The sequence below is a fragment of the Myxococcus dinghuensis genome, assembly GCF_024198235.1.
GTDB classification, from domain to species: Bacteria; Myxococcota; Myxococcia; order Myxococcales; family Myxococcaceae; genus Myxococcus; species Myxococcus dinghuensis.
The window spans coordinates 15,800-39,944 of record NZ_JAKCFB010000019.1; the positions used below are offsets into that span (position 1 = coordinate 15,800).

A 24,145-nucleotide genomic window follows, 5' to 3' on the forward strand; every position below is an offset into this window, starting at 1 on the left:
ACGCGAGGGAGCGGAGCGCCTGTGTCGGCCCCGCTCCCTCACGCATTGCTATTGGGTGACCTGGATGAGGGACGTCGCCCAGGTGTTGTTGTCCTCACGCAGCTCCAGCACCGACTGCCCCGGGTCCACGAACGCCCCGAGGTAGAACGCGCCGGGCCCCGTCGCATCGGCAGGGAGGTAGGCGGGCCCCGACACCGACGACGTGATGCAGGCTCCCGGCGACAGCCCCATGATGTTCAAGGTCCCCACCAACCGCTGGTCGTAGGCCGGTCCGGCCGGAGAAGGCTCGGGGGACAGCACCGTGTCCACGGACAGCAGCAGCGCCACGATGCTGGCGGGGCTGGCCATCGTGCCCTGGTTGCACACCTTCACCGAGGCGGAGAGGGTCGTCCCGAGCGCGACGCTGGTGGGCCCGGACAGCGACGACACGACGAGGTCGGGGCGGTTGCCCACGCCGATGCGCCCCATCACGAACGTGTTGTTGTCCTCACGCAACTCCTGCAACGACGCGGAGTCATCCACGATGGCGCCCAGGTAGTAGGCCCCATCCCCCTGCGCGTCCGGCGGCAGGCTGGCCCAGCCCGCGACGGGCTGGGTCAGGCACGAGCCCGCGGCGAGCGCGGGAACCGAGAACCCGGCCACCACCGCCTGGTCCGTCGGAGCAGGGCCGCCCGTGGTCCCCATCATCGGCGTGAGCGTGGCATCCGTGGACAGGAGGACCAGCACGTTGACCGACTGGCTGGTGGGCATCGTCCCGATGTTGCACACCGTCACGTTCGTCGTGAACCCCTGACCGGACAGCACGCTCGCGGGGCTCGTCAGCGAGGTGACGACCAGGTCCGGGCGGTTGCCCACGCCGACGAGGCCCTTCACGAAGGTGTTGTTGTCCTCGCGCAGCTCCGGGACGCCGAGGAACGCATCGACCATGGCGCCGACGTAGTAGGTCCCCTCGCCCTGCGCGTCCGGCGGCAGCATCGCCGTGCCGGTGAGGCTCCGGACCACGCACTGGCCAGGCGAAAGGGAAGGCACGCTCACGTCACCCGCGGGCGACTGGTCGCTGGGCGGCCCCGAGGGCCCGACCATCGACGTCAGGGAGCTGTCCACGGAGATGAGCACCTGGAGCTGGGTGACCGGGCTGTTCGCCGTGCCCTGGTTGCAGACGGTCGCCGAGGCGGCAAAGGTCAGCCCGGGCCGCAGGCTCTCCGGGACCGACAGCGCGGTGACGACCAGGTCCGGACGGTTGCCCACGCCAACCAGGCCCTTCACGAAGGCGTTGTTGTCCTCACGCAGCTCCATGATGGAGGCCGGGTCATCCACGATGGCCCCCACGTAGTAGCCTCCTTCGCCCTGCGCGTCCGGCGGCAACCATGCGGACACGGTCGCACTCCGGGTCGAACACGCGCCCGGAGAGAGGCTGGGCATCGACACCATTCCCAGCGGCGACTGGTCCGACGCGGGGTAGCCCCCCATGGACATCGGCGTGAGCACGTCGTCGACGGACAGCAGGAGCTGCACGTTCGCCGGGCCGGCGCTCGAGGTGCCCTGGTTGCACACCGTCACCGAGGCGGAGAAGGACTGGCCCTGCTGGACGCTCGTGGGCGTCGTCATCGCGGTGACGACCAGGTCCGGAAGCATCCCCACGCCGATGAGCCCCTTGGCGAAGGTGTTGTTGTCCTCGCGCAGCTCCTGCACGGACGCGGCGTCATCCACGATGGCGCCGATGAACAGGGGAACGCCCGGGGTGGCGGCGGGCGGAGGGTACGCGTTGGCGGTCAGCGTCCGCGTCGCACAAGCGCCCGGGTTGAGCCCAGGCGTCTGCACCATGCCCAGCGGAGCCTGCTCCACGGAGGGCGGGTACATCGTCACCAGGGACGGGCTCGTGGACAGGTAGACCTGCGTGTTGGTGGAGGGGCTCGGCTGGGTCCCCTGGTTGCACACCGTCACCGTCGCGGTGAGGGACTGGCCGGGCTGGACGCTCGCCGGGGCCGTCATGTCCGTGATGACCAGGTCCGGGCGGTTGCCCACGCCGATGCGGCTCTGCGCGTACACGTTGTTGTCCTCGCGCAGCTCCGGCACGGAGGCCGGGTCGTCGATGATGGCCCCCAGGAAGAGGCCATCGTCACCCTGGGACTGCTGCGGCGGCAGGGACACGGCGTAGACGGACGCGCTGCGCGTCAGGCACTGCCCGACGTTCAGGGACGGGAAGGGAATGAGCCCCGCGGGAGCCTGCGTCGAGAGCGGCACGCCGGGTCCCATGGGCTGCAGCGACGAGGTCCTCGCCAGGTAGACCTGCGCGTTGGTGGACGGGCTCGCCTGGGTGCCCTGGTTGCACGCCGTCACCGTCGCGATGAAGGACTGGCCGGACGACACGCTCGCGGGCCCCGTCACCGAGGTGATGACGAGGTCCGGACGGTTGCCCACGCCGATGAAGGCCTTCACGAAGGTGTTGTTGTCCTCGCGCAGCTCCTGCACGGAGGCCGGGTCATCCACGATGGCGCCCAGATAGTAGGCCCCATCCCCCGTCGCGGCCGGCGGCAACCACGCGTTGCCACTCACCGAACGCGTCGTACACGAGCCCGGGCTCAAGGTCGGGAGCCAGGTCGAGCCGAGCGGGCTCTGGTCCGAGGGCGGCGGGGCCGACCCCATGGGCGTCAGCACGGCATCCGTCGAGAGATAGAGCTGGACGGAGGAACCATTCGAGGGCGTGGTGCCCTGGTTGCAGACCCGCACCGTCGCCGTGAGCGACTGACCGGACTGCACGCTCGCGGGGCTCGTCAGCGCGGTGATGACGAGGTCCGGGAGGCTGCCCACGCCGATGCGGTCGACCGCGAATGCGTTGTTGTCCTCGCGCAGCTCCGGCACCGACCCGGGGTCATCCACGATGGCGCCCAGGTAGTAGGCCGTCGCGCCCAGCCCCGCTGGCGGCAGGTTCGGGTAGAGCGACACCACCCGCCGGGCGCACTCGCCCGCGACCAGCCAGGGCGTCTGGACGCTCCCGAGGGGGGACTGGTCCATGGGAGGAGCCCCGGGCCCCGTGGGCGACAACACCGTGTCCGTCGACAGGAAGAACTGCGTCGTCGACTGCCCCGCCGGCATGGTGCCCTGGTTGCAGACCTTCACCGAGACGTTGAAGGCCGTGTTGGGCGATACGCTGGGAGGGCCGCTCAGCTCGGTGATGACGAGGTCCGCCAGGTCCCCCACGCCGATGGCGCTCTTGGCGAAGGTGTTGTTGGACTCGTTGCTCTCCGCCACCATCTGGGTCGCGTCCGCGACCGCGCCCAGGAAGTAGCGACCGCTGCCCGTCGCGGACGCGGGCAGCGCGGCATACCCCTGCACCGCGACGCTCGAGCACTGGCCCGCCTCCAGCGGGAGCTGCAGGGACGCCATGCCGATGGGCCGCTGATCCGACCCCGCGGGTCCTGCCGGCGGCCAGGTGAGCGTGTCGCGCACGGACAGATACAGCTCCACCGACGTACCCGAGGGGACCGACTGCGTCCCCGCGTTGCACACCTTCACCGTCGCGGTGAAGGACTCCGAGACACGGACACTCGCGGGGCCGCGAATCTCCGTCACCGTCAGGTCCGGGCCCGTACCCAGCCCCTCCGACGTGGTTGCGGGCTCGGGTGCTCCGGCGGAGGCACCGTCGCCCCCGCTACAACCCGTTCCCATTCCGACGCACAAACCCATGACCAGCCACTTCGTGGCGGTCATTCTCCACTCCGGCCTCTTCATGAAGTCTCCCGTTGCTGTGTCGCGCGTGGAGCGCGGGTTCCCCGAAGAAGGCGGGGCCTCGCTCCCCTGCGCGGCCTAAGTGCGTAGCAGGAAGACTGAAAGCCGTAGAAGTCCCTGGCGGGTCACTTCGACGAAGGATGTCTTTGGAAAGCCCAGGGGAGACACATGTATCAAATCAAGACATGTGACTTTCCCCGAGACTGAGAACCCAGAGGTGGAATGGACTCCCCAGCCCGTGGTGAGCAGACCTCACCGGGCTGGGGCCATCCGCACCCTACGTCACCGGTGCGCGACGCCCGCGACACGCACGGACGAATCGGGAGACGTGGCGGCCACGGCCCTGCCGAGCGACGCGGCGCTCTCCGGGAAGGGGCCTCGCGCCACTTCATCCCCCGAGGGGTCCAGCACCTGCGCGTAGACGTTCTTGAAGCCCTTCTGCAGGCCGACCGCCTGGTGGGGCTCTCCCTTGGAGTCCGCGACCATGAAGAGCGACGAGTCGAGCTCCGCCGGAGGCGCCTCGCCGTGCTGCTGGAACAGGCCGCGCATCAGCTCGAGCGACTCCTTGTGGCTCTTGCGAATCTCGCCCTTGGCCATGCCCTTGAAGAGGCCGGGGACGTCGCGCAGGTCCACGCGCACCACGACGATGGGCTTGCCCCCCCTCACGTCATAGGCGAACTGGTAGGCATGCTCGCGCAGCTCGTCGCGAGTCCCCTTGTTGGCATAGAGCACGACCGTGGGCCTGCCCTTGCCGATGGGCACTTCCCTGCCGAACACGTCCTTGAGCTCGGCGGCGTGCGCGGGAAGGACTCCCAGCAAGCCGACCAGACATGCGAGCGCGGCGATCTTCCTCATGTGAACGTGTCCTCTCGAATGGGGATGGAATCGTCTCAACGGTCCTGTCGAACACCCTCCCCCCAACCACCGAATCCCCAGTCACTTCCGACCCGCTCCACACCTTTCCCGCTCACCAGGCCACACAGCTCCGGCGCGCCCGCTCGATTGCCATGCGAGGAAGCTGTCTGCTAACGCGCATATCCATGCCGCAACCCACCCCGCGCGGCAGGGGGGCTGTCTTGAACACGCCATTGCTGGACTGGAAGCGACTGGTCACTCCACTGCTGCTGTTGACACTCCATTCCTCGGCGCTGGCCGCCCAGCCCTTCCAAGAGGGAATCGTCACCATCACGCTGGACGACGGCTGGGCCACGCAGTTCACGTACGCGCGCGCGGCGCTCAACACGCGAGGCATCAAGGCGACGTATGGGCTCATCTCCCGGGCGCTCGAGCAGGGGTGGGGGGGATACATGACCACCGCCCAGGCCCGGACGCTCGTGGCGGAGGGCAACGGCATCGCCAGCCACACGCTCACGCACCCGGACCTGACCACGCTGACGCCCCTGGAGCTCACCGCCGAGCTGAAGGATTCGCAGGCGTGGCTGGTGAACAACCTGCACCTGTCCGCCGTGCCGGACTTCATCGTCCCCTATGGGCGCTATGACGCCACGGTGCTCTCCGCCGTGAAGCAATTCTATGGCAGCAGCCGCACGGTGAATGGCGGGCGCAACTTCCGGGACACCGTCGTCTACGAGCTCTACGCGAATGACGTGGCGCGCGGCGTCCCGGTGAGCACGGTGGTGGGTTGGGTGGACCGAGCCATCGCGGAGAAGAGCTGGCTCATCCTCGTGTTCCACGAGTTCTCCACCGGCCCGCTGACGCGTGACACGGAGTACCGGGCGTCCGACTTCGCGGCCATCCTCGACTACGTCCGGACGAAGGGCGTGCGCACCGTGACGCTGGCGCAGGGGCTGGCGTTGACGGAGGGCCGCACGGAACCGGAGGCGAGCGAGGGGACCCCCGTCTACGAGGACGGCCTCACCAGCGGCTTCGCGGACTGGAGCTGGGCGGACCACTCGTTGGACGAAGCCGTCACCGTCCACGCAGGGAGCTCCGCCATCCGCTTCGAGCCGGATGGTTGGTCGGGGCTGCTCTTCCACCACTCGGGGATCGACTTGTCGCAGTACCAGGCCATCGAGCTGTGGGTGCATGGAGGCACCACGGGCGGACAGCAGATCCGCGTGGTCCTCCACGACGGCACGGACTACCTGGGGACGATGCGCGTGGACACGGCGCCGGGAGGCCCCATCGTCGCGGGGCTTTGGCACAAGGTGACGCTCTCGCTCGACGACATGGGTGTGACGTCGGGCATCCTGCGCGACCTCTACTTCCAGGACGACACGGGCGAGGACCAGGCGGCGGTGTACCTGGACGACATCGTCCTCGTCCCTCGCTGAGCCCCCACGTCCTCCGGGCCCGCCACGAGCCTGTCCGCACCGCGTCATGGCGGGGTCCGGCGGCCCCTCTTCTCAGGGACCTGCCACGTGGTGGAACATCCACTCCGTGTCCTGTTTCGACGAGAAGACGGCACGGGCCCTGGTCAGGGGCACGCTTGCCCCGACGGAGGCCCAACGACTCCGCCGCCACGCCGAGGGGTGTCGCGCATGCGCGGCGCTGCTCGGCAAGGTGACGCCCCCTGGCGCCGCCGCTCGTCGCACCACACAGCGCATGGATGCGTTGCCCTCGACAGGACCCGGAGAGCTGGACGCCACGGGCGAGCAGCCCACCGAGCCCGTCCGCGCCGGGCGGCGGGTCGAGAAGCATGAGACGACGGACACGGACCTGACCCATCCAGGAGGTGGCAGAGCCCTCGGCGACGCGGACTCCGCCACACCCACCACCACGGACCTCGTCGCCGCGGTCGCGGAACCGACAGAAGCGCGGACCACCGCGTCCTCTCCGGCGGCGACGAAGTCGACAGGGGGCACGAGCGCGGCACGGACCCTGACGGAGATGGAGGTGGGGCCGAGCGCCGTCGCGAATGGCGCGGCCTCGACGAGGGCCTCGACCGACGCGACGTTACGCCCCGGCGCCACCGCGACCTCCCTCTCCCCGTCCGGGAATCCCGCGAACAGCGCGGCCTCGACGAAGCCCCTCGTGGAGGCTTCCGCGCATTCGAGCGTCGCCGCCACGCCCGCCAGCAAGTCCGCACCGCGCCGCGAAGGTGCGGAGGTCCGTGACGCCCACGTCGCCGCGCCCGCCAGCAAGCCCGCACCGCGCCGCGAAAGCACCGAGGCCAGCGACGCACACGCCGGCAAGTCCTCGCCTCGCCGCGAAGGGGCCGAGACCAACGACGCACACGCCGCCGCTCCTTCCAGCAGGTCCGCGCCTCGCCGCGAAGGGGCCGAGCCCAGCGACGCACACGCCGCCGTACCTGTCGGCACGCTCGCGCCTCGCCGCAAAGGGGCCGAGGCCAGCGACGCCCATACCGCCGTGCCCTCCAGCAAGCCTGCGCCTCGCCGCGAAGGCACCGAGGTCAGCGACGCACACGCCGCCGTACCCGCCAGCAAGCCCGCGCCTCGCCGCGAAGGCACCGAGGTCAGCGACGCACACGCCGGCAAGTCCGCGCCTCGCCGCGAAGGTGCGGAGGTCAGTGACGCCCACGTCGCCGCGCCCGCCAGCAAGCCCGCGCCTCGCCGCGAAGGTGCGGAGGTCAGCGACGCCCACGCCGCCGCGCACGCCAGCAAGCCCGCACCTCGCCGCGAAGGGGCTCCCGACGCCCAGGTCGCAGCGCCCACGTCTCGTGGCGACGAGCCATTCGTGTTGCCCGCCTCGCGTGCCGGGCGTCCCACCGCCCAGGTCCAGCCCGGAGGCGCGGTGTCCGTCGGCGTGCCCATCTCCGCGATGCCAGCGTTCACGGAGGAGCTCGCCCGCCCGGAAGGCACGCTCGTCGTGCCGCCCCCCGCCCCGCCCCTCGGGGCAAGCCTGCGCGTCCAGCCACCCACCCCCATGCAGGCGGGCGCCTCGCCTGCCCGCGGCGGCGCCTCCCCGGGAGAGCCCGGGCCTCGCAGTCAGGTGGGGCGCTACCACATCCTCGACAAGCTGGGCTCGGGAGGCATGGGCGTCGTCTACAGCGCCTACGACCCGGAGCTGCATCGGCGCGTGGCCATCAAGCTGCTGCACTCCGAGGCGAACACGGTCGCGCGCGCGGACGGCGCCTCGCGCCTGCTACGTGAGGCCCAGGCGATGGCGCGCCTGTCCCATCCCAACGTCGTCTCCGTCTACGACGCGGGCACCTTCGCCGGACGCGTCTTCATCGCCATGGAGCTGGTCGAGGGACTCTCCCTGCGCCACTGGCTCCGCGCCGAACACCGCTCCTGGCGCGACATCCTGGAGGTCTTCCGTCAGGCCGGACGAGGACTCGCGGCCGCGCACGCAGCCGGGCTCGTGCACCGAGACTTCAAGCCCGCCAACGTGCTCGTCAGCCGCGACGGGCGCGCGCAGGTGACGGACTTCGGCCTGGCCCGCACCACCGCGGACCAGGAGGCCGCGGAGGCGGGCCGACGCACCGCGCCCCCCGGACGGAACTTCGAGGAGGACCTGCTCGAATCCGCCCTCACCGAGGCAGGCCTCGTCATGGGCACGCCCGCGTACATGCCGCCCGAACAACACGAGGACGGCCGCACCGACGCGCGCGGCGACCAGTTCAGCTATTGCGCCTCGCTCTACGAGGCCCTCTACGGCCAGCTCCCCTTCGAGGGGAAGCACGCCTCGGCGTACCTCAGCGAGTCGCTCGCCGGTCGCGTGCGCCAGCCCCCGCGAGGCAACCGCGTCCCCACCTGGCTCCTGCGCGCCGTCACCCGCGGCCTGTCGCCCGCGCCCGCCGAGCGCTACCCGTCCATGGAGGCGCTGCTCGCGGAGCTGGGCAAGGACCCGACCGTGGCGTGGCGACGCCGGGGCATCATGGCCAGCGGCGTGCTCGTCCTCTACGCGTCCATGGGCATCGCCTGGTGGATGGGCAACCGGCGTCAGGCGCCCTGCCTTGGCGCGGAGGCCCGACTGACGAACGTCTGGGACGGCGCGCGCAAGGAGAAGGTGCGTCAGGCCTTCACCGCGACGCAGAAGCCCCAGGCCGCCGAGCTGTTCACCCGCGTGGAGAAGGTCCTGGACACCTTCGCCCTGGACTGGGCCGTCATGCACCGCGAGGCGTGCGAGGCCACGCGCGTCGACGGCCACCAGTCCGACGAGGTCCTCTCCCTGCGCATGGGGTGCCTGGACCGCCGTCGCTCCGCGCTGGACGCCGTGGCGGGCGTGCTCGCGCAAACAGACGCGGAGTCGCTCTCCACCTCCCTGGACGCCGCCCAGCGCCTGCCCGCCGTGCTCGACTGCGCGAACGTGGACGCCCTGCGACGCGGCCTGCCCGAGTCCACGGAGCAACGTCAGCACGTCGAGGCCCTGCGCGCCCAGGTCGACCGCGCCACCGCGCTGGTGGACGCGGGCCGCTACGACCGCGCCGCCGTGGAGCTGAAGGCCACGTTGGAGAAGGCCCGCGCGCTGAACTACCCGCCCGTGCTCGCCGAGGCGCTCGAGCTGGAGGGAAGGCTCGGGCTCGTGCTGGGGGACGAGGCACGGGCGCAGACCGCGCTGCGCGAGTCCATGCTCGTCGCCCAGGCCACGCGCCACGACGAGCTGGCCGCCCGCGCCGCCGCGCGCCTGGTCACCACCGTCTCCCAGACGCCCGTCCTCGAGGAGTGGGCGCTCCTGCAGGCCCGGTCGAACATCGAGCGCGCGGGAGGTGCCCCGGAGCTGGAGGCCCTGCTCCAGACGAGCATCGCGCGCAACGCGTTCCTGCGCGGACAGTACCCCCAGGCGGCGGAGGCCTTCGGCCGCTCCGCGAAGCTGCGCGAACAGGCCCACGGCCCCGAGCACATGCTCACCCTCGAGTCCCTGCGCAACCAGGCCGCCGCCCTGTCGCGCACCCCCGAGGCCGAGCGCACCGCGGCGGTGCTCCAGTACGTGCTGGAGACGACCGAGCGGGTGATGGGACCCGACCATCCCCAGACGGGCATGGCGGCCAACGCCGTGGGCTACCACCTCACGCTGAGCCGCCGCTTCGAGGAGGCCCTGCCCTACCTGCGGCGCGCCATCGTGGTGGAGGAGCGCGTCATGGGCGAGGACAGCGCCACGCTGAGCTATCCGCTCAACAACCTCGCCGCCGCGCTGGAGTCGCTCGGGCGCGACCCGGAGGCACGGCGCCTGCGGGAGCGCGCGCTCGCGCTGGACTTGAAGACCTACGGGCCCTCGCATCCGGAGACGGCCTCCGACCTGAGCCTGCTGGCGGAGCTGGCCCTGCGCGAGGGTCGCGCGCGCGACGCACTCGACCTGGCCCGGCGCAGCGTGGAGGCCTACGAGTCCTTCCAGAAGGGCCACCCGGACCAGGCCGCGTCGCTCACCGTGCTCGGACAGGCGCAGTTCGCGCTGGGCCGCCCCCGAGAGGCCCGGCCCCTCCTGGAGCGCGCGCTCGCCCTGCGCACCGCCCACCCCGGGCCTGGAGAGGGACTGGCCACCACCCGCTTCGCGCTCGCCCGCGCCCTGGCCCCCGCCGACAAGGCCCGCGCCCGCACCCTGGCCCAGCAGGCCCTGAGCTTCTACGACGCCGAGCCCGCCGCCTGGTCCACCGAGGCACAGCACGTCCGCGCCTGGATGCGCGGACGCCCCCCCGCCCCCCCCTGAGCGGAGCGAGACTCGCGGGCCGCCGTCACCCAGCCGACACATCCGCCTTTCCCCGTCGCCCCGGGCGCTCGCACGGACCGTACGGCGCATGTGATGGTGAGCCCGGAGCTCACGCACCGGGAGTCACATGCGCCTGTCCCGCCGCGCGTCGTTCGATGCCCCTGGCCGCGCCCAACGACGTCCCCAGGGACCGGTGCCCGCCCTGCGCGCGCCCACCCGAAAACCCCAGGGCACGGAGCCCCCCGCCCCCAAGAAGGCCGACCCCCGGCGGAACCGGGAGGCGGACGCCTTCGAGGCCCCGTCACGGCGCGCCAAGGGCATCCCGGTGCGGCTGTGCAGCATGGAGCGCCCGAGTGGCGTCGCCCTCCCCCCACGCGTGGCCACGCCCTCCGCCTGGAGGGACACCCGCTACTACGCCGACGCCTTTGACGACACGCGTCGTCGAGACGCCTAAGCACCTTCGCGCGCCATCCCCCGATACTCCCTGTGTCGGGTCTTTCTGCTGCTCCGAATTTTCCGGGGGTGTCCACATGCGTATCGAGTCCGCTCCGAAGTCCGTGTCGTCCGGCACCACCCCCGCCGCCGCCACGAACAAACCGGCCCAGGGCCACGCCCCCGCCCCCGCCGAGGGAAAACAGCTCCACCCGGACCGCTTCGACCCGTCACGCCCCGTCCGAGGCGCGGGCATCCCCATCCGCCTCAGCCAGCGGGGCCTCGCGGTCCGTCCCGCTCCCCCACGGCCGCTGAAGCCCTGGAGCGGCGTCTCGCTCAAGCCCTGGCTCCACCGGCCCGACCTCTTCCGGCCAGGCCCGGGGGGTCCCTTCCGCCCGCAGCACGCGCAACAGCCCTGCGACACGCGGGGTCACGGAATCCCCATCCGCATCACCTGAGGGGTCGGCGGGCGTGAAACTTTCAGCCGCGCGCGACGGAGGGAGTCCTTAGACTCCGTCCAATGCTTCAAGTCATTCCCCTGGGGGGCCTGGGCGAGATCGGCCTCAACTCCCTGGTCATCGCCTGCCGTGGAGAGCTGCTGCTCATCGACGCGGGCCTGATGTTCCCCGCGGAGGGGATGCCGGGCGTCGACATCATCATCCCGGACTTCACCCACCTGAAGCAGAACGCCGCGCAGCTCAAGGGCGTGGTGCTCACGCACGGCCACGAGGACCACCTGGGCGCGCTCCCGTACCTCCTGAGCGAGGTGCCCGGCGTGCCCATCTACGCCACGCGCTTCACGCTCGCCATGGCGCGCCACCGCCTGGACGAGCTGGGCGTGGAGGCGGACCTGCGCGAAATCGAGCCGCGCGAGCCGTTCTCCGTGGGCAGCGTCTTCCAGGTGGAGGCCAGCCGGGTGACGCACACGGTGCCGGACGCGGTGGGCTTCATCGTCCGCACGCCCGAGGGCACCCTCATCCACACCGGCGACTTCAAGCTGGACCCCGACCCCATCGACGGGCTGCGCACGGACCTGGAGCGCTGGGGCGAGGCCGGCGAGCAGGGCGTCCTGTGCCTCCTGTCGGACTCCACCAACTCCGAGCTGTGCGACGAGACGGGCAGCGAGCGCGTGGTGGAGCAGACCTTCGATCGGCTGTTCCGCGACGCCACCGGCCGCATCGTGGTGGCGCTCTTCTCCTCCAACCTGCACCGCGTCCGGCACCTGCTGGCGCTGGCGGAGCGGCTGGGCCGCAAGGTGGCGCTCCAGGGCCGCAGCATGCAGCGCAACGTGGAGATGGCGCGGCAGCTCGGCTACCTCGACGTGCCCGACTCGCTCTTCGTCCACGTCGACACGGTGCCCATCCTCCCCCCCCAGCGCGTCATGGTGCTCACCACCGGCGCCCAGGGCGAGCCGCGCGCCGGGCTGTCGCAGTTGGCCTCCGGAGAGGGGCCGGTGCGCCTGGGCCCCGGGGACCTGGTGGTGCTCAGCTCGCGCCCCATCCCCGGCAACGAACGGGTGGTGGGCGCGCTCATCGACGAGCTGCACTGGCGCGGCGCGCGCGTCGTCTACGCGCAGGTGGAGCCCGGCGTCCACGTCTCCGGCCACGCCAGCCGCCCCCAGCAGAAGCGGGTGCTGGAGCTGGTGAAGCCCCACCACTTCATCCCCGTCCACGGCGAGGGGCGGCACCTGCACCGACATGTGGCCACCGCCCGGGAGACCGGCCTGGAGCCCGCGCAGTGCCTGCTCGCCCAGGACGGGGACGTGGTCAGCTTCGAGGACGGCCGGGGCCGCTTCACCGGGAGCGTGCCTTCCGGGCGCATCTTCAAGGACCGCTTCGGCAGTGGCGTCGTGACGGCGGACACACTCCAGGAGCGGGTGCGTCTGGCGGAAACGGGGCTGGTGGCGGCGGTGGTGGTGCTCCAGCGGGACACGCAGAAGCTGGTGGCCGGCCCGCAGTTGTCCAGCCAGGGGCTCTCCCTGGACGAGCAGGTGCTCCTGCCCCGGGTGGCCCAGGAGGCGCGGGCGCTCTTCGAGGAGCTGTCCCCGCAGTTGCGCGGGGACGACGCCCTGGTGAGAGAGGAGCTCACCCGGGTGGTGCGCCGTGCGTTCCGGCTGTACACCTCCAAGCGCCCCCTGGTGGTGCCCATGGTCGTCAGGGTGTAGGTGTGGTAAGCGCGGCTGCTGCCCATGCCATCCTTCGACGTCGTCTCGAAAATCGACCTCGCGGAGCTCGACAACGCGGTCAACCAGACCAAGAAGGAGCTCAGCACCCGCTATGACTTCCAGGGCGTCCAGGCGGACGTCGTCATCGCGCCGGATCAGACGGCGCTGACGGTGAAGGCCAACAGCGAGGAGCGGGTCCAGGCGGCGAAGGAGGTGCTGCTGGCGAAGCTGGCCAAGCGCAACATCAGCCTGCGCGCGCTGGAGTACGGCGACATCGAGAAGACGGGCCTGCACAACGTGAAGCAGGTCATCAAGCTCCAGCAGGGGATTCCCGTGGAGAAGTCCAAGGAGCTGGTGAAGCTCCTGAAGGACTCGAAGATGAAGGTGCAGGGCTCCATCCAGGCGGACCAGCTCCGGGTCACCGGCAAGAACAAGGATGACCTCCAGGCCGCCATCGCCCTGTTCCGCAAGGAGCAGGACCGACTGAAGCTGGACATGCAGTTCACCAACTTCCGCGATTGAAGAAGCCCATGCGAGCCGCCGCCCTGTCCCTCTGCCTGACGCTTTGTGCTCCGGCCATCGCCTCCGCGCAGGATGAGTTCGACCGCCCGTCGAAGCCCGTTCCCACGATGTCCAAGCCCCCGCGCTTCCAGGGGGGCCTGAAGGGCTTCACCTCGCCGCTGGTGCTCAAGCCCGCCAACGTGCCCGCGGACGCCACCGCGAACTTCACGGCCAAGGTGGGCTTCCGCAAGGACACGCTCTACGTGGGCGTGGACGCCACGGACGACCAGTTGGTCGCCAACGACCTCTTGACGCTGTCCATCTACTTCCCGGGGACCGGGCCGCTCACCACGGGCTACTCGTGGCGCTTCGGCTTCGACGGCAAGCGCGCGTCGGGCGCGGACAGCGGCACGCCGGAGTTCGCGCAGCAGAAGGTGAACGCGGCCGTGGAGCGCCGGGGCAACACGCTGTCGCTGGTGGCGGCGGTGCCCATGCGCGCCCTGCCCCGCTTCCCCGCGCGCGACCCCATGGTGATGGACGTGTGCATCACCTACGAGGACCAGGATGGCTCGGGCGTGAAGTCCGCCCCCATCTCCAACTGCCAGAGCGGCACCATGGTGGGCGACGCGCTGCGCCTGCCGGACGAGCCGCGCAAGGCGCTGAAGCTCAAGCCCCCGGAGGCCATCACCGCGCTGGAGCCGGCGGCCACCGGCTGGCTGGGCTGGGACCTGCTCGCCTACCCGGCCTGGGCCCAGGGCGACGAGGACCTGACGCCGGAGACGCTGCGCGAGCTGGTGGCGACCCACCCCCTGGACGCGTCCGCGATGAACGTGAACGTGCCGGACGCGCTGAGCCTGCCGGACGGACGGTCGGTCGTTACAGTGCTCACCGGGAAGAACCCCTATGCCGTCGAAGGTCAGTGTGACGCCGACGACGAGCTGCGGGCGGGGTTCTACGTGGTGACGGGGAAGACGGCGTCCCGGGTGCTCGAGTGGCCGGTCGCCACCTGCGCGCTGGGGCGGGCGTCGTCGGTCGTGATGGATGAAGAGGGCACGTTGACCATCCGTTACTCGAACGGCGCGACACAGAACTTCGCCTGGAGTGGGGACCACTTCTCGCGAACCGAACTGGGAAAGCGGTAGAAGCGGTGGAACAGACCAAGAGCTTGTACATGATGACCCTCGGCTGCCCGAAGAACCGGGTGGACTCCGAGGTGATGCTGGGCACGTTGAAGCACCGCGGCTACACGCTGGTGCAGGAACCGGCGGAAGCCCAGGTCATCGTCGTCAACACGTGCGCCTTCATCGGCCCCGCCAAGCAGGAGTCGGTGGACTCCATCCTGGAGATGGCGGAGCTGAAGAAGTCGGGCAGTTGCAGCACGCTGGTGGTGACGGGGTGTCTGTCCCAGCGCTACGGGGACGAGCTGGCCAAGGAGATGCCGGAGGTGGACCACTTCCTGGGCACCAGCGCGTACGCCCAGATTGGCGACCTGCTGGCGGCCGAGGCGTCGCCGCGTCAGGTGATTCCGGACCCCGACTACATCCACGACGCCAACACGCCGCGCATCAACTCGATGCCGAAGTACACGGCGTACCTCAAGGTGTCCGAGGGCTGCGACAACGCCTGCGCGTTCTGCATCATCCCCACGCTGCGCGGCGGGCAGCGCTCGCGGACCATCGAGGACGTCGTCGAGGAGGCGCGGCGGCTGGCGGACAGCGGCGTGCAGGAGCTGAACCTCGTCGCGCAGGACCTCACCGCGTACGGGCATGACCTGCCGGGCAAGCCGAAGCTGCACGACCTGCTCAAGGCGTTGGTGAAGGTGGACGTGCGGTGGATCCGCCTGCACTACGCCTACCCGCGCGTCTTCCCGGACGAGCTCATCGAGGTGATGGCCTCGGAGCCGAAGATCGCCCGCTACCTGGACATGCCGGTGCAGCACGTCAGCGACAAGCTGCTCTTGTCGATGAAGCGTGGCCGCAACTCGGAGTTCCTCAAGGGCCTGCTGACGAAGCTGCGCGAGCGCGTGCCGGGGCTCGTCATGCGCACCTCGCTCATCGTCGGCCTGCCGGGCGAGACGGACGAGGACTTCGAGATGCTGAAGGAGTTCGTGAAGACGCAGCGCTTCGAGCGGCTGGGTGTCTTCCAGTACTCCGACGAGGAAGGCACCGCGGCGTACGACCTCCCGGACAAGGTGCCGCAGAAGGTCATCGAGCGCCGGTGGCGCGAGGTCATGGCCATCCAGAAGCGCATCAACCGCGAGCAGAACAAGAAGCTCGTCGGCAAGCGCCTGGAGGTGCTGGTGGAGGGCCCCGCGCCGGAGACCGAGCACCTGCTCGTGGGTCGCCACCAGGGTCAGGCGCCCGAAATCGACGGCATGGTCTACATCAACGACGGCATGGCGTACCCGGGCGAGCTGGTCACCGTCGAGGTGACCGAGGCGCACGACTACGACCTGGTCGCCCGCGTGGTGGAGCGCCCCGACCCGAAGCAGCGCGAGCACCACGCGCGTGATGCGCACCCCACGCCGGTGCCGGTGGTGTCCGCGCCGCGCCCCGTGACGCGGCTGGAGTAGCGCCGTCGTCTTCCACCGGGCCACTCCATGGGGTGGCTCGGGAGCAGCCGTCCGGAGCGTGAGCGCCTCGCGCGAGCGGGGCGCCTACTTCGGATCCTCGGGCTCCAGCTCGCGCTCCTCGCGCGGCGGCTCGCGGGACGCGCCCTTGCGCGACGGCAGCACGCCTCCCTCTCCCAGCGGCGTGGGCTGACACTCGCACACGGTGCGGCGGGTGGCGTTCTCCGTGACGAAGGCGCAGGCCGACGGGCACTCGGGTTGCGGCCCCTCCTCGAAGAGCGCGAGCCTGAAGTCGCGGGCCTGGGCGAGCGCCTCGTGGCACGCCGGCAGCGTCCGCGCGAGCGTGGGCCAGGGCAGCCGATGCTGCGTCGTCAGGCCCCGGCTCGTCGCGGGGAAGCTCAATCCGACACCACAGCCGGACTCGAGCCGCTGCCCCTCCGCGCCCACCGGCTCCAGGTGCAGCCGCCCGCCCTCCGGAAGGTCCCGGTACACCGCGCCCACCACGGACACGCCGCCGTCCGGCTCGCGCCGCACGTGCAGGCCGTAACAGGCCTCCTCGCTGAAGACGCCGTGGGCATCGGAGCAGCGCTGCCAGCCCGGCGCCGAGGCATTCCGGGGTGAAGACTCGGCGGTGTCCGGCCCCGTCGCCGCGTCCGGTGCCTGGGGCGTCGGCGGCGTCACCCGGGGCCGGCGCAGCACCAGCACGCCGCCCGTGGCGTCCAGGGTGGCGGTGAAGCGGCCCCAGACGTCGGGCCCCAGGCGGCCCAGGCTGCTCGGCGACTGCCAACGGCTCGCGGCCTCGACGACGAGCGGGCGCACGCCCAGCCCCTCGGACAGGTCCACGGCGTCGAGGACGAAGGTGCGAGGCGGCAGGTTCGCCGCCGTCTCCAGTGGCTGGAGGCCCTGCGCCTCGGCGGGCCCGAGCGCGACGCGGGAGAAGGGCTCGCGAGTGGCGAGCACGAAGGGCCCGGTCAGCTCCGCCTCGCCCTGGCGGACGCGGACCGGGAGGAGCGGCCAGTCGCCCACGGGCTCGCGGCTCAGCTCCACCGCGTGCGCCTCCCGCGCGGCGTCCGAGCTGGCCACCTCCGCCAGGTACGCCTCCCGCGAGCGCGACGCGGTGAAGGTCACCTCGCGCCGGAGCGGCTCCACCGTGAGCGCGTAGGGCTCCAGGACGTCCGCGCCGAGCGTCACCGCGCAGGGCTGCTCCCCCGACAGCGCGGCCGCGCGCAGGGACACGGCCGAGGCGCCCACCGTGAGAGGAGGCAGCGGCACCATGGCCCAGGAGCGGAATCCTCCCGCGAGCTCGGGTGCGCGCACGGTGCCCTCGGGCGAGGGCGCGGCGCCCTCGAAGCAGCCGGCGGCCACCAGCGACAGGGGGCGCGCGACATCCAACACCACCGGGATGGCCTTGCCCCCGAGCCGGCCTGCGACGGTGAGCCGCAGCGCGGGCGAGGCCAACAGGGGCAACGTCATCCCCGAGAGCGACTGCGCCTGGGGAGCGGGGCCCGAGGTCGTCCCCCGGTGACACCCGCCCCACACCATCAACCCCGCGAGAAGGAATGCGCCGCGCACGGCCCGCAGGTTACTGCGCCTTCTGCTTCGTGAAGTCGTCCACGCGCGTGTCGTCGGGGACATCCAGCTTGAAGTGGTCCGCGGAGATGCCGACGTTCGCCTTCAACTTCAGGAAGGAGATGGTGTTCTCGCTGCCGTCCGGGTCCACCACCGTGCTCTTGAGCACCTGGGCCGTCTTCGGGTCGACCTCCAGGCGAACCTGCCGGAAGCGCGGCTCCTGCTTCAGCGGGTCGAGCACCAGCAACGTGCCCTTGCAGTCCTTGCACTCGCCCTTCGTGATGGCGAACTCGCTCGCAAGCTTCCCCTGACCGAAGAGGAACGTCACGGACGCGGAGAGCTGGCTGGTGTCCATCCCCGCCACCGTGAGCGTCTGGGCCGGCGGGTCGTACGCGTAGATCTTGTTGCCGGCCAGCACGAAGGTGCGCGGAGAAGGCGTCTTGTACTCCCACCGCATCAACCCCGGCTTCTTGTACGAGACCACGCCCTCGGAGGTCTGCGTGCGCCGGAAGGTCTTGTACTTGTAGTCCTGCCGGAAGTCCGACTGGAAGTCGCCCGTCTTCTCGTAGAACGCCTGCATCCGGTCCACGAGCGACTTCACCTCGGGCGTCATCGCGGGCGCGGACTTCGTGGCCGGCGGCGGGGTGGCGGCGCCGGTCTGCGTCGAGGCGGGCGGGGTCGCCGTGGGAGCCTTCGGCGCCTCGGGCTTCGCGGCGCCGCCCGTGGGCGCCGGCGCGGCCTGGGCCACCTGGACGGGCGACACGGGGGCCGCCTGCGCGGCGGAAGACTGCGGCACGGCGGGCGCGGTCAGGAGCGTGGCGAGCAGGGTTTCCAGGAACATGACGTGCGTCTCCAGGGGGCCAGGTAGGCCGACAGCGTCCATCTACTCCATACCGACGGACGCCGGGGACACGACATTCATGGCTGCTTCTTGAAGAGGCGCTTCCTCTGTTTGATGGCCAGCACGTAGAAGCGCTCGCGCAGGGCCTGGGCCTCGTCAGCGGACAAATCCCCCGAGCCTCCCGGCAGGTGCTCGTCCCGCCAGGCGATCGCCCGGCTGACGATGGCCGAGGCCGCCGCGGAGATGTTGAGGCTCTGGCTGAAGCCGCGCATGGGAATCCAGAAGGTCCCATCCACGGCGTTGAGTACGTCGTCGCTCACCCCGTAGCGCTCGTTGCCGAGCACGATGGCGACCTGGGTGTCGAAGCGCAGCGAGTAGAGGCTCGTCGCCCCCTCCCGGATGGCCGAGGCGTAGAGCTGGAAGCCGCGCGACTTCAAGTGCTCGCGGCACTCGGCGAAGGACTTGTACAGCTTCACGTCCAGCCACTTGTCGCAGCCCTGGGCCACCCGCGAGTTGGGGAGGAACGGCGCGTCGGGGTTGATGACGACGTGGACCTCCTGCACACCCATGGACTCGCAGGTGCGCAGCACCGCGGCCATGTTGAAGCTGTCCTCCAAGCGGTCGAGCACCACCGTGAAGTTGCGCGTGCGCTGACTCACGACGCGGTCGATCTTCTCCTTGCGCACGTCGAGAAGGAACTGCTCGGGCTCGAGCTTCTCCTTCTCGAATCGCTCGTATCGGGGGCCGCCGCCGGACATCGCCTCAGCGCCTCCCGCCCGACTTGCGAGCAGGGGCCTTCTTCGACGCGGGCCTCTTCGCCGCAGCGCCCTTCACGACGGGCTTCTTCGCGGAAGTGCTCTTCGAGGCGGCCTTCTTCGCCGGCCCCTTCGCGACGGGCTTCTTCGCCGGCCCCTTCGCGACGGCCTTCTTCGCAGCGCCCTTCGCGACGGGCTTCTTCGCCGGCCCCTTCGCGGCGGGCTTCTTCACCGCACCCTTCTTCGCAGCGCCCTTCACGGCGGGCTTCTTCGTCGCCGGGGCCTTCGTGGCGGCCTTCTTCGCGGCGGCGCCCTTCGCGACGGGCTTCTTCTCGGGCGACCCCTTCGTCGAGGCAGACTTCACGGCCTTCGCGCGCGGCGGGGGCTCCACATGGAGCTTGTCGGTGCGTCCGGTGAAGAGCACCTCCGCCACCGAGTCGATCAGCGCCTGCATGCCCTCGCCGGTGGCGCAGGAGACGGGATACACGCGCACGCCGCGCTCGCGCAGCGCCTCGGTGAACGCGCCCAGCCGCGCCTGCGCGTCGGGCAGGTCCAGCTTGTTCGCGGCCACCACCTGCGGGCGCTTCGCCAGATCCTCGCTGTACTTCTCCAGCTCGCGGTTGAGCACGTCGAAGTCGTTGAGCGGATCACGCCCCTCGCCCTCCGCGCCCATGTCGATGAGGTGGATCAGCACCTTGCACCGCTCGACGTGCCGCAGGAACTGGTGCCCCAGGCCCACGCCCTCGCTGGCGCCCTCGATGATTCCGGGGATGTCCGCCATGACGAAGGACAGGTCGTCCTTGTACTGGACCATGCCCAGGTTGGGCACCAGCGTGGTGAACGGATAGTCCGCCACCTTGGGCCGCGCGCGGCTCACCCGGGAGATGAAGGTGCTCTTGCCCGCGTTGGGGAAGCCCAGGAGCCCCACGTCCGCCAGGAGCTTCAGCTCCAGCCGCAGCGTGCGCTCCTCGCCCTTCGTCCCGTCCTGGGCGAAGCGCGGCGTCTGGCGCGTGGACGTGGCGAAGTTCATGTTGCCCAGGCCGCCACGCCCGCCCTTCGCCGCCTCCCACCGCTGGCCGGCCTCGCTCAGGTCCACGAGCAGCTCGTCCGTGGCGTGGTCCTTCACCAGCGTGCCCACGGGCACCTTCAGCACCATGTCCTCGGACGCGCGACCGTTGCAGTCGCTGCCCATGCCGTGCTCGCCGTTCTTGGCGCGGTGGTGCTGCTGGTAGCGGTAGTCGAGCAGCGTGGTCAGTTGGGGGTCCGCGACGAAGATGACCGAGCCACCATCGCCACCGTCACCGCCATTGGGCCCACCGCGCTCGATGAACTTCTCCCGGCGGAAGGACACGGCGCCATTACCGCCATCGCCCGCCTTCACGAAGATGCGGACCTCATCGACGAACTTCATGGAGGGGTCTCCTGGAAAAACACAAAGCGGGCCGCCTCGTGTCCGGGACGCCGAAAAGGGCGCGAGGACGAAAGAAGCGACCCGCTCGTGGATGCCGCCCGGCGACCGGCCCCTTCACGGGGCCGGAACAACCGTCAGGCGCTGGGCTGCTCGGCAGCCGGATAGACCGAGACCTTCTTGCGGTCGCGGCCCAGGCGCTCGTACTTCACCACGCCGTCCACCACCGAATAGAGGGTGTAGTCGCGGCCGAGCTTCACGTTCGCGCCCGGGTGGATGACGGTGCCCAGCTGCCGCACCAGGATGCTCCCGGCCGACACAGCCTCGCCACCGTACACCTTCACGCCACGGTACTGCGGATTGGAATCGCGCCCGTTGCGCGAAGAACCCTGTCCCTTTTTATGGGCCATGACACCTTGCTCCTGAATTTTTGAGGTGAAACCGTCCGACCAGAACTAGCCGGAGATGGAGGTGACCTTCACCTCGGTGTAGGGCTGACGGTGACCGCGGCGGCGGGTCCAGCCTTCCTTCTCCTTGCGGAAGTGCAGGACGCGGCGGTGCTTGTCCTGAGCCAGGACCTTGCCCACCACGCGCGCGCCGGAGACCGTCGGCTGGCCCACCTTGGGGCTATCCGTGCCACCCAGCAGGAGAATGTCCGTGAAGGCCACCTCGGCTCCGATGTCGCCGGCAATCTTCTCGATCCGGACCACATCGCCCTCGGCGACGCGATACTGCTTTCCGCCCGTGCGAATCACTGCGTACATCGTCAAACCCCTGTCAGCTTCGGGTTGGGTCAACCCGTGGTATCGACCGCGCATTTCGGACGGTCGAGCCGGCCGGTCGCGCAAAGGACGGCCGGATTTACGGGAGATGCCCTGGGGAGTCAAGGCGGATGCTGGATCATCTTGTCCCCGGGGTCTCTTGCGGGCCCTCTAGCACCCCCAAGGAGCCTTGTTGACTGGAATCCAGGCAATGGGGCGCTAGGATGGGTACCGCCCAACCAACCTCATTGCGAGGGGGAATCCACAATGAAGAAGCTCATGATCGGCCTGCTGGCCGCCTCGACCCTTGTTTTCGGCGCCGGCTGCGGCGGCGATGTCTGCGACGACCTCGAGGACGCGGCCAAGGCCCTGGATGACAAGCTCGCAGGCTGTGGCGGCTCCGGCGGCGGTGACGACGAGGACTACGACAAGAAGCAGTGTGAGGACGCGCTGGACTCCTGCTCGGACAGCGACAAGGACAAGCTGAGCGACCTGGCCAAGTGCATCGAGGACCTGCCGGACTGCAGCCAGAGCAACGCCCAGGAGTGGCTGGCGAAGCTGGCGGCGTGCGGCGACAAGGCCGAGGGTCTGAGCCCCTCTTGCACCGTCTCAGCGGAGTAGTGCCCCCCGCGTAGCCTCCGTGATGTGACGGGCCCGGCTCCCTCAGGGAGGCCGGGCCCTGTCGTTCAAGCGGGCCACCACGCCCCGGGCGTCGAGCAGCCGGCGGACGACCCGGTAGCGGTGGTGGAGGATGGACTCGAGCGGATCCAGCGCCAGCCCCCGCTCGTAGGTCTCCAGCGCCCGGACGAGCTGCCCGTCCCGCTCCAGGGCGGAGCCCGACAGGAAGTGCACCCGGGCCATGCCCGCCGCCTGCGGGCGGCGCGCCAGGAACTCGCGGCGCAGGCAGTCCAGTTGCTCCGTGGTGAGGCCCGCCTCCAGACACCGGGCGATGCCCCGGTGGTTGCCGCGCCAGGCGTCGTAGAGCGCCCGCTGCGTCACCGTCCCCAGCACCTCCCCCGCCTCGCGCAGCCGCCCCATCACCGAGTCCAGGAGGAGCCCCTGCGAGGGAGACAGCGGACGCTGGCGGAGCCCATCCACCAACGCGCGCGCCTCCCTCGCCCGCGCGCGCACCTCCCCCAGGTCCGCGTCGGCCGCCAGCTCCAGCACCGCGTAGTGGTCCCCGGCCAGTCGGGTCCGGAACGACTCCAGCACGCGCGCCGCGTCGGGATCATCCGCGACCATCCGCGCCGCGGGCGGCCGGGCCCCCTGCCCTCCACGCAGGAGCTGATCCACCGAGGCCTTGAGCGCGGCGGTGGCCTCGACGAACTGGACCCCGAAGCCGGTGGCCATGCCCCAGACGCGGGCCTGATCCGCCGGGACGTGGCGCACCACCTCGCAGAGCACCGACTGGGGCCCCGCCTCCAGCTCCAGCACCACCGGCATGCGGGTGAACAATGGCGGCAGGATGCTGTCGCTGCGCAGGAACAGGCCCCCGCGCGACAGGTCCGAGCCGGTGAGCCAGACCGGCGTCTCGCCCGGGCGCAGCACCACGCGCACCGGGAGTTCCACGGAGCGGGGCCGCGAGGGGGTCCCGCCTCGCGCGGCGGCCCGCGGCTGGGGCGTCCCCGACACGGGCAGGGAGGGCGCGGCGACGGGTGGGTCGACGGGTGCCCCCGGTGGAGGAGCGCCGGCCCACTTCGGGACGGAGGACCTGGGACCCGGTGCCCAAGGCACCCCGGGCTCCCCCACCGTGCGCTCGGTGATGGGCGAGGACAACGCCCGGGCGGCCGGGGGCGGCGAGCCGGCGACGGCGGGCACGGACCCGCGGACGCGCGCGCGCGGCGGCTCCGCCATGGCGCCCTCGAGCGCGGCGCGCATCACCGCCGCGGTGGTGAAGCGCTCCTCCGGGGCCTTGGCGAGCGCATGCAGGATGACGCGCTCCAGGGCGGGGGGCACGGCGGGGTGGATGGAGCGCGGGGGTGGCGGCGCGCGCATCTGGTGCGCCACGAGCTGCGCCGTCAACCCCTCGTCCTCGAAGGGTAGCCGCCCGGTGACGAGCTGGTAGGCGATGATGCCCAGCGAGTACAGGTCCGCGCGTCCGTCCACGCGGCGACTCAGCGACTGCTCCGGGGCCATGTACTCGGGCGTGCCCACGATGATGCCCGCGTGCGTCTGGGGCATGTTCGCGTCCACCAGCTTCGCGATGCCGAAGTCGAGCACCTTCACGAAGGGCGTTCCGCGTCCGCGCCGCACGAGGAAGACGTTGTCCGGCTTCAGGTCGCGGTGGACGATGCCACTCAGGTGCGCGGCCTGGAGCGCGTCACAGACCTGCGCGAGCACCGACACGACCGCGCGCGCCGGCAGCGGCGTCCCCACCCAGGCCGACAGCGGCGCGCCGTCCAGGTACTCCATGATGAGGTAGGGCCGCGGCGGGCCGGCGTTCAGGTCGAAGATGCTGACGATGTTCTCGTGCCCGATGACGTTCACCGCCCGGGCCTCGGCGTGGAAGCGCAGGACCAGCTCCGGGTACATCGCCAGGTGCTCGTGCAGCACCTTCACCGCCACGCGGCTGCCGATGGAGACGTGCTCCCCCAGGTACACCGTGCCCATGCCCCCACGGCCCAGCCTGCGCACCAACCGGAAGCTCCCCAGCCGCGTGCCCACCAGCGGATCCACCTCCACCCCCGGAGCGGTGCACCGGGGCTTCGGTGGCGGCTGGCCGTCGGGGCGCACCAGCGTCGAACACGACGTCGCCGCCCCGTGTCGCTGGCCGCACGCACCGCACGCATCACCGCTGATCATCTCGGCCATGCCACTCCCCCGGGCCTGCCTGGATAATCTGGACA

At 70.9% G+C, this 24,145-nt stretch carries 18 protein-coding genes; 9 read left to right on the forward strand and 9 right to left on the reverse strand.

Going from position 1 to position 24,145, the window contains the following annotated elements; translation table 11 throughout:
* Positions 1 to 48 precede the first annotated feature (48 nt).
* On the reverse strand, positions 49 to 3,711 hold the full coding sequence (locus LZ198_RS23835) for a CARDB domain-containing protein (protein ID WP_253974326.1): 3,663 nt from the start codon (positions 3,709 to 3,711) through the stop codon (positions 49 to 51).
* Between the two features lie 300 nt (positions 3,712 to 4,011).
* On the reverse strand, positions 4,012 to 4,584 hold the full coding sequence (locus tag LZ198_RS23840; protein WP_253974327.1) for a hypothetical protein: 573 nt from the start codon (positions 4,582 to 4,584) through the stop codon (positions 4,012 to 4,014).
* 221 nt (positions 4,585 to 4,805) lie between these two features.
* Here LZ198_RS23840 and LZ198_RS23845 point away from each other — a divergent pair, with 221 nt between their 5' ends.
* The 8 genes from LZ198_RS23845 (at position 4,806) to rimO (ending at position 15,968) form a co-directional block, all read left to right on the forward strand.
* Positions 4,806 to 6,023 carry a polysaccharide deacetylase family protein gene (locus LZ198_RS23845; RefSeq protein WP_253974328.1) on the forward strand — a complete coding sequence of 406 codons (1,218 nt, stop codon included), beginning with the start codon at positions 4,806 to 4,808 and terminating at the stop codon, positions 6,021 to 6,023.
* A gap of 106 nt (positions 6,024 to 6,129) precedes the next feature.
* Positions 6,130 to 10,299 (forward strand): protein kinase domain-containing protein, encoded by a 4,170-nt coding sequence (locus LZ198_RS23850; protein ID WP_253974329.1) that lies wholly within the window; start codon positions 6,130 to 6,132, stop codon positions 10,297 to 10,299.
* A gap of 127 nt (positions 10,300 to 10,426) precedes the next feature.
* Positions 10,427 to 10,753, forward strand: coding sequence for a hypothetical protein (locus LZ198_RS23855; RefSeq protein ID WP_253974330.1), 327 nt, complete (start codon positions 10,427 to 10,429; stop codon positions 10,751 to 10,753).
* A 76-nt stretch (positions 10,754 to 10,829) separates the two neighbouring features.
* Positions 10,830 to 11,189 carry a hypothetical protein gene (locus LZ198_RS23860; protein ID WP_253974331.1) on the forward strand — a complete coding sequence of 120 codons (360 nt, stop codon included), beginning with the start codon at positions 10,830 to 10,832 and terminating at the stop codon, positions 11,187 to 11,189.
* A gap of 62 nt (positions 11,190 to 11,251) precedes the next feature.
* Positions 11,252 to 12,895, forward strand: a complete 1,644-nt coding sequence (locus LZ198_RS23865; RefSeq protein ID WP_253974332.1) for a ribonuclease J — start codon at positions 11,252 to 11,254, stop codon at positions 12,893 to 12,895.
* A gap of 24 nt (positions 12,896 to 12,919) precedes the next feature.
* A complete protein-coding gene (locus tag LZ198_RS23870) occupies positions 12,920 to 13,417 on the forward strand; it encodes a YajQ family cyclic di-GMP-binding protein (protein WP_253974333.1) in 498 nt (165 codons plus the stop codon).
* Between the two features lie 8 nt (positions 13,418 to 13,425).
* The gene (locus LZ198_RS23875) at positions 13,426 to 14,538 is read left to right on the forward strand and encodes a CBM9 family sugar-binding protein (RefSeq protein WP_253974334.1); all 1,113 of its coding nucleotides are present in this window, start codon (positions 13,426 to 13,428) and stop codon (positions 14,536 to 14,538) included.
* A gap of 32 nt (positions 14,539 to 14,570) precedes the next feature.
* Positions 14,571 to 15,968 (forward strand): 30S ribosomal protein S12 methylthiotransferase RimO, encoded by a 1,398-nt coding sequence (gene rimO / locus LZ198_RS23880; protein ID WP_256559869.1) that lies wholly within the window; start codon positions 14,571 to 14,573, stop codon positions 15,966 to 15,968.
* 84 nt (positions 15,969 to 16,052) lie between these two features.
* Here rimO and LZ198_RS23885 read toward each other — a convergent pair whose 3' ends face one another.
* From LZ198_RS23885 to rplU, 6 genes are all read right to left on the reverse strand, one after another.
* Positions 16,053 to 17,537 carry a hypothetical protein gene (locus LZ198_RS23885; protein ID WP_407667459.1) on the reverse strand — a complete coding sequence of 495 codons (1,485 nt, stop codon included), beginning with the start codon at positions 17,535 to 17,537 and terminating at the stop codon, positions 16,053 to 16,055.
* 10 nt (positions 17,538 to 17,547) lie between these two features.
* Positions 17,548 to 18,375, reverse strand: a complete 828-nt coding sequence (locus LZ198_RS23890) for a LolA family protein (RefSeq protein ID WP_253974337.1) — start codon at positions 18,373 to 18,375, stop codon at positions 17,548 to 17,550.
* A 77-nt stretch (positions 18,376 to 18,452) separates the two neighbouring features.
* Positions 18,453 to 19,133: a TrmH family RNA methyltransferase gene (locus LZ198_RS23895; RefSeq protein ID WP_253974338.1), complete on the reverse strand. Its 681-nt coding sequence runs from the start codon at positions 19,131 to 19,133 to the stop codon at positions 18,453 to 18,455.
* Positions 19,134 to 19,137: 4 nt separating this feature from the next.
* Positions 19,138 to 20,541, reverse strand: coding sequence for a GTPase ObgE (gene obgE / locus LZ198_RS23900; protein WP_253974339.1), 1,404 nt, complete (start codon positions 20,539 to 20,541; stop codon positions 19,138 to 19,140).
* Between the two features lie 134 nt (positions 20,542 to 20,675).
* Positions 20,676 to 20,948 carry a 50S ribosomal protein L27 gene (rpmA, locus tag LZ198_RS23905; protein ID WP_234066619.1) on the reverse strand — a complete coding sequence of 91 codons (273 nt, stop codon included), beginning with the start codon at positions 20,946 to 20,948 and terminating at the stop codon, positions 20,676 to 20,678.
* Between the two features lie 45 nt (positions 20,949 to 20,993).
* Positions 20,994 to 21,302 (reverse strand): 50S ribosomal protein L21, encoded by a 309-nt coding sequence (rplU, locus tag LZ198_RS23910; RefSeq protein ID WP_253974340.1) that lies wholly within the window; start codon positions 21,300 to 21,302, stop codon positions 20,994 to 20,996.
* A gap of 264 nt (positions 21,303 to 21,566) precedes the next feature.
* On the opposite strand from rplU, the gene LZ198_RS23915 reads away from it, so the two are divergent.
* The gene (locus LZ198_RS23915; protein ID WP_253974341.1) at positions 21,567 to 21,920 is read left to right on the forward strand and encodes a hypothetical protein; all 354 of its coding nucleotides are present in this window, start codon (positions 21,567 to 21,569) and stop codon (positions 21,918 to 21,920) included.
* A gap of 42 nt (positions 21,921 to 21,962) precedes the next feature.
* Here the strand turns inward: LZ198_RS23915 and LZ198_RS23920 are convergent, their stop codons facing one another.
* A complete protein-coding gene (locus tag LZ198_RS23920) occupies positions 21,963 to 24,110 on the reverse strand; it encodes a serine/threonine-protein kinase (protein ID WP_253974342.1) in 2,148 nt (715 codons plus the stop codon).
* Between the last annotated feature and the right edge of the window lie 35 nt (positions 24,111 to 24,145).

Coding starts and splice junctions, on each gene's coding strand:
- LZ198_RS23835 (WP_253974326.1), bottom strand. CDS start 3,711: ATGACCGCCACGAAGTGGCTGGTCATGGGTTTGTGCGTCGGAATGGGA.
- LZ198_RS23840 (WP_253974327.1), bottom strand. CDS start 4,584: ATGAGGAAGATCGCCGCGCTCGCATGTCTGGTCGGCTTGCTGGGAGTC.
- LZ198_RS23855 (WP_253974330.1), top strand. CDS start 10,427: ATGCGCCTGTCCCGCCGCGCGTCGTTCGATGCCCCTGGCCGCGCCCAA.
- LZ198_RS23860 (WP_253974331.1), top strand. CDS start 10,830: ATGCGTATCGAGTCCGCTCCGAAGTCCGTGTCGTCCGGCACCACCCCC.
- LZ198_RS23865 (WP_253974332.1), top strand. CDS start 11,252: ATGCTTCAAGTCATTCCCCTGGGGGGCCTGGGCGAGATCGGCCTCAAC.
- LZ198_RS23870 (WP_253974333.1), top strand. CDS start 12,920: ATGCCATCCTTCGACGTCGTCTCGAAAATCGACCTCGCGGAGCTCGAC.
- LZ198_RS23875 (WP_253974334.1), top strand. CDS start 13,426: ATGCGAGCCGCCGCCCTGTCCCTCTGCCTGACGCTTTGTGCTCCGGCC.
- rimO (WP_256559869.1), top strand. CDS start 14,571: ATGACCCTCGGCTGCCCGAAGAACCGGGTGGACTCCGAGGTGATGCTG.
- LZ198_RS23890 (WP_253974337.1), bottom strand. CDS start 18,375: ATGTTCCTGGAAACCCTGCTCGCCACGCTCCTGACCGCGCCCGCCGTG.
- LZ198_RS23895 (WP_253974338.1), bottom strand. CDS start 19,133: ATGTCCGGCGGCGGCCCCCGATACGAGCGATTCGAGAAGGAGAAGCTC.
- obgE (WP_253974339.1), bottom strand. CDS start 20,541: ATGAAGTTCGTCGATGAGGTCCGCATCTTCGTGAAGGCGGGCGATGGC.
- rpmA (WP_234066619.1), bottom strand. CDS start 20,948: ATGGCCCATAAAAAGGGACAGGGTTCTTCGCGCAACGGGCGCGATTCC.
- rplU (WP_253974340.1), bottom strand. CDS start 21,302: ATGTACGCAGTGATTCGCACGGGCGGAAAGCAGTATCGCGTCGCCGAG.
- LZ198_RS23915 (WP_253974341.1), top strand. CDS start 21,567: ATGAAGAAGCTCATGATCGGCCTGCTGGCCGCCTCGACCCTTGTTTTC.
- LZ198_RS23920 (WP_253974342.1), bottom strand. CDS start 24,110: ATGGCCGAGATGATCAGCGGTGATGCGTGCGGTGCGTGCGGCCAGCGA.